Raw genomic sequence first — 16,216 nt, forward strand, 5'->3', positions numbered from 1 at the left:
TGAAACACCCGAACCGCTGTGCTCATCCCGGCCCCGATGGAGGGCGTTTCACGTGAAACTGCCCGGCCATGACGCGATGGCACGCCAGGCGGGCGAGGACCTGGTCATCCGACGGGTGAAGCTGCCCCGCCGGGTCGTCGACCGGCCGTTGCGCCAGGTCGCCAAGCGCATCCTCATGGCGCTCGCCGTGCTGATATTGACGACCCTCATCGTCTGGATGGACCGCGACGGCTATCACGACAACGCCAACGGCAAGGTCGACTTCCTCGACGCCGTCTACTACGCCACCGTCACGCTCTCCACGACGGGCTACGGCGACATCGTCCCCTACAGCGACAGCGCCCGGCTGACCAACATCCTGCTGGTCACTCCGCTGCGTGTGCTGTTCCTGATCATTCTCGTCGGAACCACTCTCGAAGTCCTCACCGAACGGACCCGCGAAGAGTGGCGGCTCAACCGCTGGAAGGCCCAATTGCGCGAGCACACCGTCGTCGTCGGTTTTGGTACGAAGGGCCGTTCGGCGCTTCAGACCCTGTGCGCGACGGGCCTGAAGAAGGACCAGGTCGTCATCGTCGACCCCAGCGCCAAGGTGATCGAGACCGCCAACGCGGAAGGCTTCGTCGGGGTCATCGGCGACGCCACCCGCAGCGATGTCCTCGTACGGGCCGAACTGCACAAGGCCCGCCAGGTCATCATCGCCACCCAGCGCGACGACACCGCCGTCCTGGTCGCGCTGACGGCCCGCCAGCTCAACCGAGGCGCGAAGATCGTCGCCGCGGTGCGTGAGGAGGAGAACGCGCCGCTGCTGCGCCAGTCCGGCGCGGACGCCGTCATCACCAGCGCCAGCGCGGCCGGCCGGCTGCTCGGCCTCTCCGTGCTCAGCCCGAGCGCGGGCACCGTCATGGAGGACCTGATCCAGCAGGGCAGCGGGCTCGACATGGTGGAGCGGCCCGTGAAGAAGAGCGAGGTCGGCCGCGGAGTGCGGGAGACCGAGGACCTGGTGGTGAGCGTGCTGCGCGGCCACCGGCTGCTGGCCTACGACGACCCCAGGGCCAGCCCTCTCCAGCTGACGGACCGGCTCATCACGATCGTGCGGGCGGGCAGTACGGCGCCGCAGGGCCGGCCGGAGTAGCGTCGGCGGCATGTATGCGATCACGATTCCCGAGCCGGGCGGTCCCGAGGCGCTGATCTGGGCCGAGGCCCCCGATCCCGTACCGGGCGAGGGCGAGGTCCTCGTCGAGGTGGCCGCCGCCGCCGTCAACCGTGCCGATGTGCTTCAGCGCCAGGGCTTCTACAACCCGCCTCCCGGTGCCTCTCCGTACCCGGGCCTGGAGTGCTCGGGGCGGATCGCCGCGCTCGGGCCGGGGGTGTCCGGCTGGAGCGTCGGCGACGAGGTGTGCGCGCTGCTGGGCGGCGGCGGATACGCCCAGAAGGTGGCCGTGCCGGCCGGTCAGTTGCTGCCCGTGCCCGAGGGCGTGGACCTGGTCACGGCGGCGGCCCTGCCCGAGGTCGCCTGCACCGTCTGGTCCAACGTGTTCATGGTGTCCCATCTGCGCCCCGGCGAGACGCTCCTGGTGCACGGCGGGGGGAGTGGCATCGGCACCATGGCCATTCAGCTCGGCAAGGCGGTCGGCGCCAAGGTCGCGGTGACCGCGGGCGGCCCCGCCAAGCTGGAGCGCTGCGCCGAGCTGGGCGCCGACATCCTGATCGACTACCGCGAACAGGACTTCGTGGACGAGGTGTTGAAGGCCACCGACGGCGTCGGCGCCGATGTCATCCTCGACATCATGGGCGCCAAGTACCTGGAGCGGAACGTGCGGGCGCTCGCGGTCAACGGGCGCCTCGCGATCATCGGCCTCCAGGGCGGAGCCAAGGGCGAGCTGAACCTCGGCGCGCTGCTCACCAAGCGGGCCGCCGTCACCGCGACCTCGCTGCGCGGCCGTCCCGCCTCGGAGAAGGCGACCATCGTGGCGGCCGTACGCGAACACGTGTGGCCGCTCATCGCCGGGGGCCAGGTGCGTCCCGTCGTCGACCGGACGCTGCCGCTCGCGGACGCCGCCGAAGGGCACCGGGTACTCGAAGCCTCCAGCCACGTCGGCAAGGTGCTGCTGACGGCCTGAGGGCACAAGAACGTCAAGAGGGGGCGCCGGGAAGGCGCCCCCTCTTGTGTTGCTCGGTGGCGACCGCGGTGCGCCTACGGGTTCGGGTTACAGATAGGGGCCCGAGCGGGCGCCCGCGTGCGGGCCGTCCTCGTCGTCGTCCTCGTGGAGCGTCCCCGGCGGCAGGGCGCGACGCATCTGCTCCAACTGGGCGCGGGCCGCCATCTGCTGGGCGAACAGCGCCGTCTGGATCCCGTGGAAAAGCCCTTCGAGCCAGCCGACCAACTGGGCCTGGGCGATGCGGAGTTCGGCCTCCGAGGGGATCGCCTCGTCCGTGAACGGCAGGGAGAGCCGCTCCAGCTCCTCGACCAGCTCAGGCGCCAGACCGTCCTCCAGCTCCTTCACCGACGACGCGTGGATGTCCTTGAGGCGAACGCGGCTCGCCTCGTCGAGAGGAGCCGCGCGGACTTCCTCCAGGAGCTGCTTGATCATGCTGCCGATGCGCATGACCTTCGCGGGCTGTTCGACCATTTCCGTCACCGGGACCTCGCGGGACTCGTCGTCTCCACCGCCGATGGCCATGCCGTCCTGGCCTACGACCAGGATGGGGGGGCTGTCCGGCGACTTATCGTTCCTCGGCATCTCCATGCCGCCCATTCTCTCGCACACGTGCCTCACATCCCGTTGTGCCCCCGCGAAGAGATGATCCACCGCCCTGCGCGCGGCGATTCCTCCCGGACGGGCGATGTTTCACGTGAAACGGGAGCTGTGTGTCGGCACCTCGCCTCACGGCCTGCGCAGCCGCAGCGCCAGAAATCCGAGCCCCAGCCCGGTCAGGGTCAACCCGGCTCCCATGGAAAGGACATGGACGCGCAGATCGGAGCCGTTGGAGAGGGCCTGGGGCGACCGGTGGTGGCGTCCCGGGGGACGGGTGCCGCCGATCGTGTGAGCGGGCGCCGGAGGGGAGGGCTCGGGGGGCGGGACCTCGGCGGGGGGAGGTGGTGCGACCGCTTCGTGGCCCGACTCGGGTGCCACCGCGTCGGTGGCGTCCGGGAGCAGGTTCTGCGCTGTCCGGCCCGGCCGGGTGCGGCCCTCGCCCGCCCGGCTGCCCGCCAGGTGCTGGTCCTGGGAGACGGCCTGAGGTGAGGGGTCGGCCTGCGGCGAGGGGTCGCCCCGCGGTGATGGCTCGGTCCGCGGGGAGGCCGTGCCGGACGGGGACGCGCTCGTGGACGGGCCGGGCGAGGGGGTGCCGACAGCGGCCGCGTACGGCAGGGGCGTCAGAAGCAGCGCCCCGGTCAGCGAAACGGCCGCGCCGAGCGACCGGATCCCTGGAGCCATGCGAGGGACCCCTTCCGCTACGACGTGGATCGCCTGGGATGACCGAATCAGCGTCACACGGGGGGAGTTGCGCGGCATCCCGGGAAGCGTCCGTTCTGCGCCGAACGGGACGCACTTCACCGCCCCCCACGCGCGAAGGCCCGGCACCAGGGGTGCCGGGCCTTCGCCGAACGAGCGGTGCGGGGTTACTGCGAGGGCGGGTTGCCCGACGAGATCTGGAGCGTGAACTGGGCGTTCTTCTTGTCCACGTCGACCCCGGCGGCGGGGAACTGGGTGACCACCACGTCCTGGCCCCACTGGCCGTTGTCGATCGTCTCGGTGTTGACCTTCCAGCCCGCGGCCTGGATGCAGGACTTCACCGACAGGATGTCCTTGTACGAGAAGTCGGGTGCCTGGACCTTGCCCGGGTCGAGGGTGGAGGTCTGCGGTGAGGTGCACTTCTCGGTCTGCATCGTGCGCTCGCGCTCCGGGCCCTTGTGGCCCGCGGGCGCCGCCGAGCTGCTGGACTTGGCGTCACCGCCGCCGCCCGTGTCGTCGTTCTTGTTCATGGCCAGCGCCGTGATCAGACCGCCGACCGCGAGCAGCGCCACCACGATCGCGCCCACGATCACCGGGGTGTTCCGCTTGGAACCGCCGGAGGTGGCGGCGGGGGTGTGCGCCGGGGACATCGTGTACGGCGGCGGCGTGGCCGCCATCGGGGCGGCCTGCTGCGGGTAGCCGTAGGAGGGCTGCGGCGTCGGCGCCGGGGTGGGCGGGCCGTAGGGGCCCGGCTGGTACGGCGTCTGGACGCTGCCCTGCGGGCCCGGCGCGGCCTGCGAGCCGAGCGGCGGGAAGACGGTCGCGGCGACCCCGGTGCCGCTGACGGGCGGGGCGCCGCCGGTGATGACCGGGGCCGCGCCCATCTGGCCCGCGGAGGCGATCCGCAGGATCTCGTCGTGCATGGCCTGGGCGCTCGGGAAGCGCTCGTTCGGGTTCTTCTTCAGCGCGCGGGCGACCAGCGCGTCCATGGCCGGGGTGATCGACCGGTTGACGGAGGAGGGCGCGACCGGCTCCTCCTGGACGTGTGCGTACGCGATCGCCAGCGCCGAGTCCGCGTCGAAGGGGATGCGCCCGGTCAGGAGCTGGAAGAGCATGATGCCGACCGAGTACAGGTCGGAACGGGCGTCCACGCCGCGGCCGAGCGCCTGCTCGGGCGACAGGTACTGGGGGGTGCCCACGACCATGCCGGTCTGGGTCATCGAGGTGACGCCGGACTGCATGGCGCGGGCGATGCCGAAGTCCATCACCTTGACGACGCCGCGCTTGGTCATCATCACGTTGCCCGGCTTGATGTCCCGGTGGACCAGGCCCATCTCGTGGCTGACCTCCAGGGCGGCCAGCACGTCGGCGGTCACCTTGAGGGCCTTGTCGGCGGGCATCGCGCCGTACTGCTGGGTGTCGCGGTGCAGCGTCGAGCTGAGCGGCTCGCCCTCCACGTACTCCATGACGATGTACGGCATCACGCCTTCGCCGCCGGCGGCCCCGTTGAAGGTGACCGTGTCCTCGCCGGTGTCGAAGACGGAGACGATGTTGGTGTGCTGGAGCTTGGCGACGGCCTGGGCCTCGCGGCGGAACCGCTCGCGGAACGACTGCTCCCGACCGAGTTCGGTGTGCAGTGTCTTGATGGCGACCTGGCGGTCGAGGGCGGAGTCGTACGCGAGGTACACCGACGCCATGCCGCCCTCGCCGAGGAGGTCGCGCAGCTGGTAGCGCCCGCCCGCGATGGAACCGCCCGCATAGCGACCGTGTGCGCCGTCCTGGCTCATGACTGTGCATCCCCCTTGGCGCGGTGGCCAGTGATGATCCTCGATTTTTCAGGCCAAGTCTGCCCGAGGGGTCGGACACGTCAAGCCGAGTGCCCGTTCCGTGACCGTACGCGCTGGAAGAGTCTCGCAAGCGTTACAGGAACGGCATGGAAAACGTACGGGATTTGCATGGGTACACGCGGAACCGATTGGATGGCCGGTCCATCCCGGACCGGCGCCCCGCACGAACGCTGTAGCGTGCACTACTGCACAACCAGCGGTGGCGCACGACGGAAGCCCCCACGGAAGACCGCGGACGCGGCCAGATACGACGGCGAGGACTGATGGCACCCGAACCCGACGGAAACGGCGCCGGGATGGCCGATGGTCAGGACCACGAGTCCTGGGTCGGCGGCCTCGTCGGCGACGGCCGGTACCGCCTGACCCACCGGCTCGGCCGCGGTGGCATGGCGGAGGTGTTCGCCGCCGAGGACGTGCGCCTCGGCCGTACCGTCGCCGTGAAGCTGCTGCGTGCCGATCTCGCCGAGGACCCGGTGTCCAAGGCGCGTTTCACGCGTGAGGCGCAGTCGGTGGCCGGTCTCAACCACCACGCCGTGGTGGCCGTGTACGACTCCGGTGAAGATGTCGTGGGCGGCCAGGTCGTCCCGTACATCGTGATGGAGCTCGTCGAGGGCCGCACCATTCGTGAGCTCCTGGTGGACGCGGACGCCCCGCCGCCGGAGCAGGCGCTGATCATCGTCTCCGGTGTCCTGGAGGCGCTGGCCTACTCGCACCAGCACGGCATCGTGCACCGTGACATCAAGCCCGCCAACGTGATCATCACGGACACCGGCGCGGTCAAGGTGATGGACTTCGGCATCGCGCGGGCCCTGCACGGCGCCCAGTCGACGATGACCCAGACCGGCATGGTCATGGGCACCCCGCAGTACCTCTCCCCCGAGCAGGCGCTCGGCAAGGCCGTCGACCACCGCTCCGACCTGTACGCCACGGGCTGTCTGCTGTACGAACTCCTCGCGCTGCGGCCCCCGTTCATCGGTGAGACGCCGCTGAGCGTGGTCTACCAGCACGTGCAGGACATGCCGGTGCCGCCGTCGCAGGTGGCCCATGTGGCGCCGCCGGAACTCGACGGCCTCGTCATGCGTTCTCTCGCCAAGGACCCGGACGACCGTTTCCAGTCCGCCGAGGAGATGCGCGGCCTGGTCCAGTACGGCTTGCAGATGCTCCAGGCGCAGGGCGGCCACACCGGCACCTGGAACACCGGCCCGGTCGAGCTGATGCACGAGGGCGCCCACACCCCGGCGATGGGCACCGCCGGTGCGACGGCGGCCATGGGCCACCCGGTGCACGGGGAGACCTCGCAGTTCGGCGGCCCGATGCTGCCGCCGATGAACCCGAACGACGGCGGTTACGACGGCTACGACCACGGCGGCCACAAGCAGGGCGGTGGCCGCAGCGGCAAGATGGTGCTGTTCGTGGTGCTCGCGATCGTGGCGATCGCCGCGGGTGTCGCGTTCGCGCTGAGCGCCACGAAGGGCTCGGACTCGGGCTCCGGGGGTGGCGGCAAGACCTCCAACTCGCCGAAGACCTCGCCGTCGGTCTCCCAGTCGGACACCCCCTCGACGCCGGACACCCCGGGCACCAGCCAGGGCCAGACGTACGGCAGCAGCACGAGCGGCAACGGCGAGTCCCCCTCGCGCCACCGCTCGCGCTCGGCCTCGCCGTCGCCGAGCAAGTCGCAGTCCTCGCACTCCCCGGGCACGGACCAGGGAACGAGCGAGGGCACCACGACCGGCACCAGCGAGGGCACCACCGAAGGCACGACCGAGGGCACCTCCACGGGTACGAGCAAGGGCACGACCGAGGGCACCACGACGGGTACGAGCAAGGGCACGACCGAGGGCACCACGACGGGTACGAGCAAGGGCACGACCGAGGGCACCACGACCGGGACCAGCAAGGGCACCACCCAGGGCACCTCGGCCGGCCCCGGCGGTACGCCGAGCCCCTGACCCGACGCCCCCCGGGACCCACCCCGCCTCACCCCGCGAAGGCCTCGCACACCGCCTCGTACTCGCGGGTCCACCAGACGGCAAGGGCCGACGCCGCAGGAAACTGCGGGTCGGCCCTTCTGTCGTGGAGCTGGTAGCGCCAGCGCAGGATCCAGAAGTCGTTGAGCCGCTCCCACCACACCCGGTGCACGGCGGCCGCCAACTCCTCGGCGTCGGCGCCGGCGGCCCGCCGGTAGGCCCGCGCGTAGGCCCGTACCTTCGCCAGTTCCAGCTCGCCCGAGGGGCGGACGAAGAAGATCGCCGCGGCCCGCACGGCCTCCTCGGCGCGGGGCTGGACGCCGAGCCGGTCCCAGTCGACGATCGCGGCGGGCTCGGCCGAGCGGCCCTCGCCCCGGTACAGCAGGTTCAGCGGATGGAAGTCGCCGTGCACCCAGGCGCCCGTCACGGGGGTCGCGGGGCGGCGGTGGGCGTGCCGGCCGAGCAGGACCCGCCGCTCCAGGAGGCGGTGTTCGGCGAGCTCGTCGAAGACGTCCCGGGGCTGGTGTCCGCGGGCCCGGGCGACCAGGTCGTCGATGAGGGCGAGGGTGTCCGCGGGGTCGGCGCTGCGGTGTTCGGACCGGGGCACGTCGGGGTCCATGACCTGCGCGAGGCAGGTGTGGACGAGCCCGAGCAGGGCGCCGAGCCGGCGGGACTCCACGGCGCACAGCTGGGCGCCGTCGCGGTGGCTGCCCTGGACCCAGGGGTGCAGGGCGTAGCAGTCGCCGCCGATCACCGCGACGGTGTCGCCGTCGGCGGCGGGGACGGGCGGGGCGACGGGCACGCCCAGGGCCTGGAGGCGTTCGGTCGCGCGGTGCTGGCGGGCGATGGCCTCGTGGTCGCCGTCCAGGTGGTGCTTGAGGAAGTAGTCGCCGCGGGTGGTGGCGAGGCGGTAGCCGCGGTTCAGCAGGCCCTGGGCGACCCGTTCGCAGGAGAGCGGCTCACCGGGGGATTCGTAGCGGCGCAGCAGGTCGCCCACGGGTGGAGTTGCAGATGAGCGCGGCACCCGACAGATGTTAGATCACGCAGCGTGTTTGAGTCGGCGCTCTGTGGAGTAGTCCAGCGAATGAACGGTCGCGAACTGAGGTTCGATTCGCATGTAGACGGGGTCGAAGGGTTCTCCATCCACCTCGCGCGGGTCGGCGCCGAAGAGTCCGCGCTGTTCGGGCGTCGGCTCGAAGGGCTCGGCGGTGCCGGTGAACTGCACCGACCACACCTGGCGCTCGCCCGTGCTGAGGTTGTCCGCGCCGTACGCGACCACACTGCCCAGGCAGGCGTGGTGGTAGCCGAGGCCCGCGTGCAGGCGGAGCAGGACGCTGTGGTCCACCACGACGTGGCGGGCGGGGGCGACGAACGGCAGGGCGCGCATACTGGTCGCGACCCGGCCGTAGGGAACACGGCCGAGCAGCTCGATGGCGCGGGCTTCCTCGAAGGACATGCCCCCCACTCTCGTCCTTCGAGGACGCCCCCCGAAAGAGCCCGGCGCCCCGACGGGACGGGCCGTAAGTCCCGAAAGGGCAGCTCAGCGGGGCAAGGCCCTCAGTGGCTCTTCTCGGCCTGGATGCGGGCCACATACGCGGCGGCCTGGGAGCGGCGCTCCATGCCGAGCTTGGAGAGCAGGGAGGAGACGTAGTTCTTGATGGTCTTCTCGGCGAGGTGCAGCCGCTCGCCGATCACGCGGTTGGTGAGGCCCTCGCCGATCAGGTCGAGGATCTTGCGTTCCTGGTCGGTGAGGTTGGCCAGGCGGTCGTCGCCCTTGCTCTTGCCGCCGTCGCGCAGCCGCTCCAGGACCCGGGCGGTGGCCACCGGGTCGAGCAGCGACTTGCCCGCGGCGACGTCCCGCACGGCGGTCAGAAGCTCGCTTCCGCGGATCGCCTTGAGGACATAGCCGGAGGCCCCGGCCATGATCGCGTCGAAAAGCGCCTCGTCGTCGGCGAACGAGGTGAGCATCAGGCACTTGATGTCCTCGTTCTGCGAACGGATCTCCCGGCAGACCTCGACTCCGCTGCCGTCCGGAAGCCGCACGTCGAGCACCGCGACGTCGGGGCGGGTGGCCGGGATCCTGACCAGCGCGTCCGCGGCGGTGCCGGCCTCGCCGACCACTTCGATGTCGTCCTCGACGGAGAGCATTTCGTGGACGCCGCGACGGACCACCTCGTGGTCGTCGAGCAGGAATACGGTGATTTTGCCTGTTTCGCGCACGGAATCAGTCTCACACATTCATCCGAAGGCCGCCGGAAGGTGCCATAAGAGACCCCTTCCCGAACGTCCGCGACCGGGATAACGTGCCGTTGTTCCGGCGGCCTGCAAGGCTGTGACCAGCGACTGTTCCCTACTTTCTCGATTTACTTGGAAATCCAAGCAAAATCGCAGGTCAAGTGGGGTTTCGCAGTAATGCGCAGCACTGGGTAACGTGCCTTTGGCAGGGCGCTCGCCGGGGCACCTGTCACGCCTGATCCCCGGCCGAGCGCGCACACCCCCGTGCACTTGAGACGGACAGGCGAGCCTCTCCCCAGCTCTGGACGAGCCGGGGGGACCCCCAGGCTCACCGGCGAACCCGGGAGCCGGACAGACGGAGGAGCACGCACGTGACCGTGGAGAGCACTGCCGCGCGTAAACCGCGACGCAGCAGCAAGCGCACCGCCGGCGCCGGCGCCAGGAAGACGGCCGCCGAGCCCGAGCTCGTACAGCTGCTGACGCCCGAGGGCGAGCGGGTCGAGCACCCTGACTACGACGTCGACCTGAGCGCCGAAGAACTGCGCGGGCTCTACCGCGACATGGTGCTGACCCGGCGCTTCGACGCCGAGGCGACCGCGTTGCAGCGCCAGGGCGAGCTGGGCCTGTGGGCCTCGCTGCTGGGCCAGGAGGCCGCGCAGATCGGCTCCGGGCGTGCGCTGCGGGACGACGACTACGTCTTCCCCACCTACCGCGAGCACGGCGTCGCCTGGTGTCGCGGCGTCGACCCGACGAACCTGCTCGGCATGTTCCGTGGCGTCAACCACGGTGGCTGGGACCCCACGACCAACAATTTCCACCTGTACACGATCGTCATCGGCTCGCAGACGCTGCACGCGACCGGGTACGCCATGGGCGTCGCCAAGGACGGTGCCGACAGCGCCGTGGTCGCCTACTTCGGTGACGGCGCCTCCAGCCAGGGCGACGTCGCGGAGGCCTTCACCTTCTCCGCCGTCTACAACGCCCCCGTCGTGTTCTTCTGCCAGAACAACCAGTGGGCGATCTCCGAGCCCACCGAGAAGCAGATGCGCGTCCCGCTCTACCAGCGCGCCCAGGGCTTCGGCTTCCCCGGCGTGCGGGTCGACGGCAACGACGTGCTGGCCTGCCTGGCCGTGACCCGGTCCGCCCTGGAGCGGGCCCGCCGGGGCGAAGGACCCACCCTGGTCGAGGCGTTCACCTACCGGATGGGCGCCCACACCACCTCCGACGACCCGACGAAGTACCGGGCCGACGAGGAGCGCGAGGCGTGGGAGGCCAAGGACCCGATCCTGCGCCTGCGCGCCTACCTGGAGAAGGCCGGCCACGCGGACGCGGCGTTCTTCGAGGAGCTGGAGACCGAGTCGGAGACGCTCGGCAAGCGGGTGCGCGAGGCGGTCCGTGCCATGCCGGACCCCGAGCCGATGGCCATGTTCGAGAACATCTACGCCGACGGCCACGCGCTGGTCGACGAGGAGCGCGCCCAGTTCGCCGCCTACCAGGCGTCGTTCGCGGCCGAGTCCGAGGGCGGCTCCGCCGCGGGGGAGGGCAACCAGCGATGACCGTACAGAAGTTGCCGATCGCCAAGGCGATCAACGAGTCGCTGCGCAAGGCGATGGAGACCGACCCCAAGGTCCTGATCATGGGCGAGGACGTCGGCAAGCTCGGCGGCGTCTTCCGGGTCACCGACGGCCTGTTCAAGGACTTCGGCGAGGACCGTGTCATCGACACCCCGCTCGCCGAGTCCGGCATCGTCGGCACCGCGATCGGCCTGGCCCTGCGCGGCTACCGGCCCGTCGTGGAGATCCAGTTCGACGGGTTCGTCTTCCCCGCCTACGACCAGATCGTCACCCAGCTCGCGAAGATGCACGCCCGCGCGCTCGGCAAGATCAAGCTGCCGGTCGTCGTGCGCATCCCCTACGGCGGCGGCATCGGCGCGGTCGAGCACCACAGCGAGTCCCCCGAGGCGCTGTTCGCGCACGTGGCGGGCCTGAAGGTGGTCAGCCCGTCCAACGCGTCCGACGCGTACTGGATGATGCAGCAGGCCATCCAGTGCGACGACCCGGTGATCTTCTTCGAGCCCAAGCGGCGCTACTGGGACAAGGGCGACGTCGACACCGACGCCATCCCGGAGCCGCTGCACAAGGCCCGCACGGTACGCGACGGTTCGGACCTCACGCTGGTGGCGTACGGCCCGATGGTGAAGGTCTGCCTCGAAGCCGCGGCCGCCGCGCAGGAAGAGGGCAAGTCGATCGAGGTCCTGGACCTGCGCTCGATGTCGCCCATCGACTTCGACGCCGTCCAGGCCTCCGTCGAGCGCACCGGCCGGCTGGTCGTCGCCCACGAGGCGCCGGTCTTCTACGGCGCCGGAGCGGAGATCGCCGCGCGGATCACCGAGCGCTGCTTCTACCACCTGGAGGCCCCGGTGCTCAGGGTCGGCGGCTATCACGCCCCGTACCCGCCGGCGCGCCTGGAGGAGGAGTACCTGCCGGGTCTCGACCGGGTGCTCGACGCCGTCGACCGCTCGCTGGCGTACTGAGGGAATGGTCGTGACGACAATGACTGAGAACGCAGCCCGCTACCGCGAGTTCAAGATGCCGGACGTCGGCGAAGGACTCACCGAGGCGGAGATCCTCAAGTGGTACGTCCAGCCCGGTGACACCGTCACCGACGGCCAGGTCGTGTGCGAGGTCGAGACCGCCAAGGCGGCCGTCGAACTCCCCATCCCCTACGACGGAGTGGTGCGCTCGCTCCACTTCGAAGAGGGCGTGACGGTGGACGTGGGCACGTCCATCATCACCGTGGACGTGGCCCCGGGCACCGAGGACGCCCCGGCCGCCGAGCCCGCCGCCGCACCGGCCGAGCCCGCCGCGGAGGAGGAGCCCAAGGGCCGCCAGCCCGTCCTCGTCGGCTACGGCGTCTCCGAGGCCTCGACCAAGCGCCGCCCCCGCAAGGGCGCCGCCGTTCCCGAGCAGGCCCCGGCCGAGGCGCTGCGCGCCGTGCAGACCGAGCTGAACGGCACGGTCCCCGCGCCGGCCCGCCCGCTCGCCAAGCCCCCGGTGCGCAAGCTCGCCAAGGACCTCGGCATCGACCTCGCCACCGTGGTGCCGACCGGCCCCGACGGCATCGTCACCCGCGAGGACGTGCACGCGGCGGTCGCTCCGGCGGCTCCCGTCCAGGGCGACGCCCCTGTTTCACGTGAAACAACTCCCGCTCCGGCGGCTCCCGTTCAGGGCGACGCCCGCGAGACGCGCATTCCCATCAAGGGCGTACGCAAGGCGACCGCGCAGGCCATGGTCGGCTCGGCGTTCACGGCGCCGCACGTCACGGAGTTCGTGACGGTCGACGTGACGCGGACGATGAAGCTCGTCGAGGAGCTCAAGGGCGACAAGGACATGGCGGGCCTGCGGGTCAACCCGCTGCTCCTGATCGCCAAGGCGCTCCTCGTGGCGATCAAGCGCAACCCGGACGTCAACGCCTCCTGGGACGAGGCGAACCAGGAGATCGTCCTCAAGCACTATGTGAACCTGGGGATCGCGGCGGCCACCCCGCGCGGTCTGATCGTCCCCAACATCAAGGACGCCCACGACAAGACGCTGCCTCAACTCGCGCAGTCCCTGAGCGAGTTGGTGGCGACGGCCCGCGAGGGCAAGACATCGCCCGCCGCGATGTCGGGCGGCACGGTGACCATCACCAACGTCGGTGTGTTCGGCGTGGACACCGGCACCCCGATCCTGAACCCGGGCGAGGCCGCGATCCTGGCGGTCGGGGCGATCAAGCTCCAGCCCTGGGTGCACAAGGGCAAGGTCAAGCCGCGCCAGGTCACCACGCTCGCGCTCTCCTTCGACCACCGCCTGGTCGACGGCGAGCTCGGCTCGAAGGTCCTCGCCGATGTGGCGGCGGTCCTGGAGCAGCCGAAGCGGCTCATCACCTGGGCCTGACCGCCCCCGGTCCCCGGTGCGCACCCCGCACCCGACCGCTCCCCCGGCCCCCGGCGCGCACCCCGCGCGCCGGGGGCCGGTGCGCGTCCGGGCCGGCCCCGGTGGACAGGGGCGGGGGCCGGCCGGAGAGTGAAGGGGGGGCCGGGGCCCGAGGGGAGCCGTTCATGAGGACACGCGTCCGCGTCGCACTCGGCGCCACGATCGCCGCGGCCATCTGTACCGCGGCCCTGCTGGACCCGGCCGCCGGAAACCGGCACGGCGCCTCCGCGCCGCCCGTGAGGACGTTCTCTTTCACGGAGGTCGTCGGCGACGCCAAGGCCTGCACCGCCTCCCGGGAGGTGTCCATCGGGGCCGGGGTCTCCGCGCTGCTGACCCTGAGCCCCGCCGGGCCCCGGGTCACCTTCAAGGACGGGCCGGGCCGCCCCCTCCCGGGCCTCGGCACCCTCGACCGTGCCCACCCCAAGGCGCCCGCGTCGGCCGGTGTCCGGGCCGAGATCCTCACGCCGTACGGCACCGCGCCACGGCTCAGGACCAAGGTCGAGGGCGGCGCCGCGGCCCCGTACCAGTTCCAGGACTTCCCCCGGCTCCCCCGGGGCTGCGCCCTGAAGAGCGTCAGAACGCCCGCCGCCTAGGACCCCGTCCCGCGATCCGGACGGCGCTTTCTGATGCACCTCTGTTGTATCTATCCTGTGCGCATGCCTTCCGCTCCGGCCCCCGCCACCAAGCAGCCGCCTGCCGCCGACCGGGTCTACATGCACGTCAAGCAGGCGGTGCTCGACCGCCGGTACGCGGGCGGCACGCTGCTCACCGAGGGCGAGCTGGCCGAGGCGGTCGGAGTGTCACGGACGCCGGTACGCGAGGCGCTGCTCAAGCTCGAAGTCGAGGGGCTGCTCAAGCTCTACCCGAAGAAGGGCGCGCTCGTGCTCGCCGTCTCCGCCCAGGAGACCGCCGACGTGGTCGAAACCCGGCTGCTGGTCGAGGAGTTCGCGGCCCGCCGGTCCGTCCCCGCGCCGGACCGTCTCGTCCGCCGCCTCCAGGAACTCCTCGCCGAGCAGAAGGCGCACGCGGCCGCCGGAGACCTGGCCGCCGTCGCCGTCAGCGACCGCTGCTTCCACGCCGAGATCGTGAGCAACGCCGGAAACGAGATCCTGTCCCGGCTCTACGACCAGATGCGGGACCGCCAACTGCGCATGGGCGTCGCCGTGATGCATGCCCAGCCCGACCGCGTCGCCAAGAACATCGCCGAGCACGAGGAGATGCTGGAGGCGATCAGGGCCGGCGACGGCGAGCGGGCCGCGCACTGTGTGCGCCAGCACCTCAGCTGGGTCAAGGTCCTGGTCAGGGGGGACGACCGATGAGCCACCAGGGACGAGCGCCGAGGCGGGGGGAGGACCGATGAGCTCAGCGGGAGCGCCCGCGCCGCGGCCGCTGGGCGGGCGCCGCGCCGCGTTCGTGTGGGGCATAGGCGTCGGCGTCTACTTCGTCGCCGTCATCTTCCGCACCTCGCTCGGCGTCGCGGGCCTGGACGCCGCCGAACGCTTCCACGTCAACGCCTCGGCGCTGTCCACCTTCTCCATCCTCCAGCTCCTGGTGTACGCGGGCATGCAGATACCCGTCGGCCTCATGGTCGACCGGCTCGGCACCAAGAGGGTCCTGGTGCTGGGGACCGCCCTGTTCACCGTCGGACAGCTCGGGTTCGCCCTGTCCCCCTCGTACGGCACCGCGCTCGCCTCCCGGGCGCTGCTCGGCTGCGGGGACGCGATGACCTTCATCAGCGTGCTGCGGCTCGGCTCGCGCTGGTTCCCCCCGAAGCACGGCCCGATGATCGGGCAGGTCGCCGCGCTGTTCGGCATGGCCGGCAACCTGGTGTCCACCCTCGTCATCGCCCGCGCCCTGCACCACTTCGGCTGGACGGCGACCTTCGCGGGCAGCTCGCTCGCCGGAGTCGTCGTGCTGGTCCTGCTGCTGTTGTTCCTGCGTGACCACCCCGAGGGCCACGAGCCACCGCCGGCCCATCACGCCGGGGCCGCGTTCGTCCGGCGTCAGATCGTCGAGTCCTGGCGCGAGCCCGGCACCCGGCTCGGAATGTGGGTGCACTTCACGACGCAGTTCCCCGCGATGGTGTTCCTGCTGCTTTGGGGAATGCCGTTCCTCGTCGAGGCGCAGGGCCTCGACCGGGGCGCGGCCGGGGGGCTGCTGACCCTGGTGGTGCTCTCCAACATGGTCGTGGGCCTGGTGTTCGGCCAGCTCATAGCCCGCCACCACGCGGCCCGGCTGCCCCTGGCGCTCGGCACCATAGGTGCGACCGCCCTCCTGTGGGCCGCGATCATCGCCTACCCCGGCACCCACGCCCCGATGTGGCTGCTGGTGACGCTCTGCCTGGTCCTGGGGGCGTGCGGTCCCGCCTCGATGATCGGCTTCGACTTCTCCCGCCCCGCCAACCCACCGGAACGCCAGGGCACCGCCTCCGGGATCACCAACATGGGCGGCTTCATCGCCTCCATGACGACGCTGCTGGCGGTGGGCGTCCTGCTCGACGCGACCGGCGACAACTACCGGATCGCCTTCTCCTCGGTGTTCGTCCTGGAGGTGCTGGGCATCGTCCAGATCCTGCGCCTGCGCAGGCGGGCCCAGCGCCGCGAACGGGAGCGGCTGGTGGCGAGCAGAGTGGAAGCGGTCCACGTGCCGGTGTAGGGCGGGAGCCCGTGTGGTGGGACCACATGGGGTGCCACCACACCTGGTGGCACCCGAGCGACACCTGGTGGCCCCCGAGTGCG

The 16,216-nt window shown here is 71.2% G+C and carries 15 protein-coding genes; 9 read left to right on the plus strand and 6 right to left on the minus strand.

Translation table 11 applies throughout. The features are described 5' to 3' along the window. Positions 1–52: 52 nt before the first annotated feature. The gene (locus tag N4G70_RS27905; RefSeq protein WP_261715494.1) at positions 53–1,132 is read left to right on the plus strand and encodes a TrkA family potassium uptake protein; all 1,080 of its coding nucleotides are present in this window, start codon (positions 53–55) and stop codon (positions 1,130–1,132) included. Between the two features lie 10 nt (positions 1,133–1,142). Further along, positions 1,143–2,120, plus strand: a complete 978-nt coding sequence (locus tag N4G70_RS27910) for an NAD(P)H-quinone oxidoreductase (protein ID WP_261715495.1) — start codon at positions 1,143–1,145, stop codon at positions 2,118–2,120. Between the two features lie 87 nt (positions 2,121–2,207). On the opposite strand, the gene N4G70_RS27915 is transcribed toward N4G70_RS27910, so the two are convergent. From N4G70_RS27915 to N4G70_RS27925, 3 genes are all read right to left on the minus strand, one after another. Then, a complete protein-coding gene (locus N4G70_RS27915; protein WP_315904296.1) occupies positions 2,208–2,747 on the minus strand; it encodes a bacterial proteasome activator family protein in 540 nt (179 codons plus the stop codon). Positions 2,748–2,885: 138 nt separating this feature from the next. Further along, positions 2,886–3,437 carry a hypothetical protein gene (locus tag N4G70_RS27920; protein ID WP_261715496.1) on the minus strand — a complete coding sequence of 184 codons (552 nt, stop codon included), beginning with the start codon at positions 3,435–3,437 and terminating at the stop codon, positions 2,886–2,888. 185 nt (positions 3,438–3,622) lie between these two features. Next, positions 3,623–5,242 (minus strand): protein kinase domain-containing protein, encoded by a 1,620-nt coding sequence (locus N4G70_RS27925; protein WP_261715497.1) that lies wholly within the window; start codon positions 5,240–5,242, stop codon positions 3,623–3,625. 323 nt (positions 5,243–5,565) lie between these two features. Between N4G70_RS27925 and N4G70_RS27930 the strand changes: the two genes are divergently transcribed. Continuing rightward, positions 5,566–7,251, plus strand: a complete 1,686-nt coding sequence (locus N4G70_RS27930) for a protein kinase domain-containing protein (protein WP_261715498.1) — start codon at positions 5,566–5,568, stop codon at positions 7,249–7,251. A 28-nt stretch (positions 7,252–7,279) separates the two neighbouring features. Here the strand turns inward: N4G70_RS27930 and N4G70_RS27935 are convergent, their stop codons facing one another. From N4G70_RS27935 to N4G70_RS27945, 3 genes are all read right to left on the minus strand, one after another. Continuing rightward, complete coding sequence (locus N4G70_RS27935) at positions 7,280–8,293, minus strand: phosphotransferase (RefSeq protein WP_261715499.1); 1,014 nt, start codon at positions 8,291–8,293, stop codon at positions 7,280–7,282. Between the two features lie 15 nt (positions 8,294–8,308). After that, positions 8,309–8,725 carry a pyridoxamine 5'-phosphate oxidase family protein gene (locus tag N4G70_RS27940; RefSeq protein WP_261715500.1) on the minus strand — a complete coding sequence of 139 codons (417 nt, stop codon included), beginning with the start codon at positions 8,723–8,725 and terminating at the stop codon, positions 8,309–8,311. 101 nt (positions 8,726–8,826) lie between these two features. Further along, positions 8,827–9,489: a response regulator transcription factor gene (locus tag N4G70_RS27945; RefSeq protein ID WP_120722491.1), complete on the minus strand. Its 663-nt coding sequence runs from the start codon at positions 9,487–9,489 to the stop codon at positions 8,827–8,829. Positions 9,490–9,875: 386 nt separating this feature from the next. Here N4G70_RS27945 and pdhA point away from each other — a divergent pair, with 386 nt between their 5' ends. From pdhA to N4G70_RS27975, 6 genes are all read left to right on the plus strand, one after another. Continuing rightward, entirely contained in the window at positions 9,876–11,060 is a 1,185-nt protein-coding gene (pdhA, locus tag N4G70_RS27950; RefSeq protein ID WP_261715501.1) for a pyruvate dehydrogenase (acetyl-transferring) E1 component subunit alpha, read from the plus strand. Further along, on the plus strand, positions 11,057–12,037 hold the full coding sequence (locus N4G70_RS27955; protein ID WP_261715502.1) for an alpha-ketoacid dehydrogenase subunit beta: 981 nt from the start codon (positions 11,057–11,059) through the stop codon (positions 12,035–12,037). Before pdhA ends, N4G70_RS27955 begins: the two co-directional genes overlap by 4 nt. A 10-nt stretch (positions 12,038–12,047) precedes the next feature. Continuing rightward, positions 12,048–13,439, plus strand: a complete 1,392-nt coding sequence (locus tag N4G70_RS27960; RefSeq protein WP_261715503.1) for a dihydrolipoamide acetyltransferase family protein — start codon at positions 12,048–12,050, stop codon at positions 13,437–13,439. A gap of 164 nt (positions 13,440–13,603) precedes the next feature. Continuing rightward, positions 13,604–14,071, plus strand: coding sequence for a hypothetical protein (locus N4G70_RS27965; protein WP_261715504.1), 468 nt, complete (start codon positions 13,604–13,606; stop codon positions 14,069–14,071). 63 nt (positions 14,072–14,134) lie between these two features. Beyond that, positions 14,135–14,797: a GntR family transcriptional regulator gene (locus N4G70_RS27970; RefSeq protein ID WP_261715505.1), complete on the plus strand. Its 663-nt coding sequence runs from the start codon at positions 14,135–14,137 to the stop codon at positions 14,795–14,797. Positions 14,798–14,834: 37 nt separating this feature from the next. Beyond that, entirely contained in the window at positions 14,835–16,133 is a 1,299-nt protein-coding gene (locus tag N4G70_RS27975) for a nitrate/nitrite transporter (protein WP_261715506.1), read from the plus strand. Positions 16,134–16,216: the final 83 nt, after the last annotated feature.

The organism is Streptomyces sp. ASQP_92 (genome assembly GCF_025399895.1).
GTDB lineage: Bacteria > Actinomycetota > Actinomycetes > Streptomycetales > Streptomycetaceae > Streptomyces.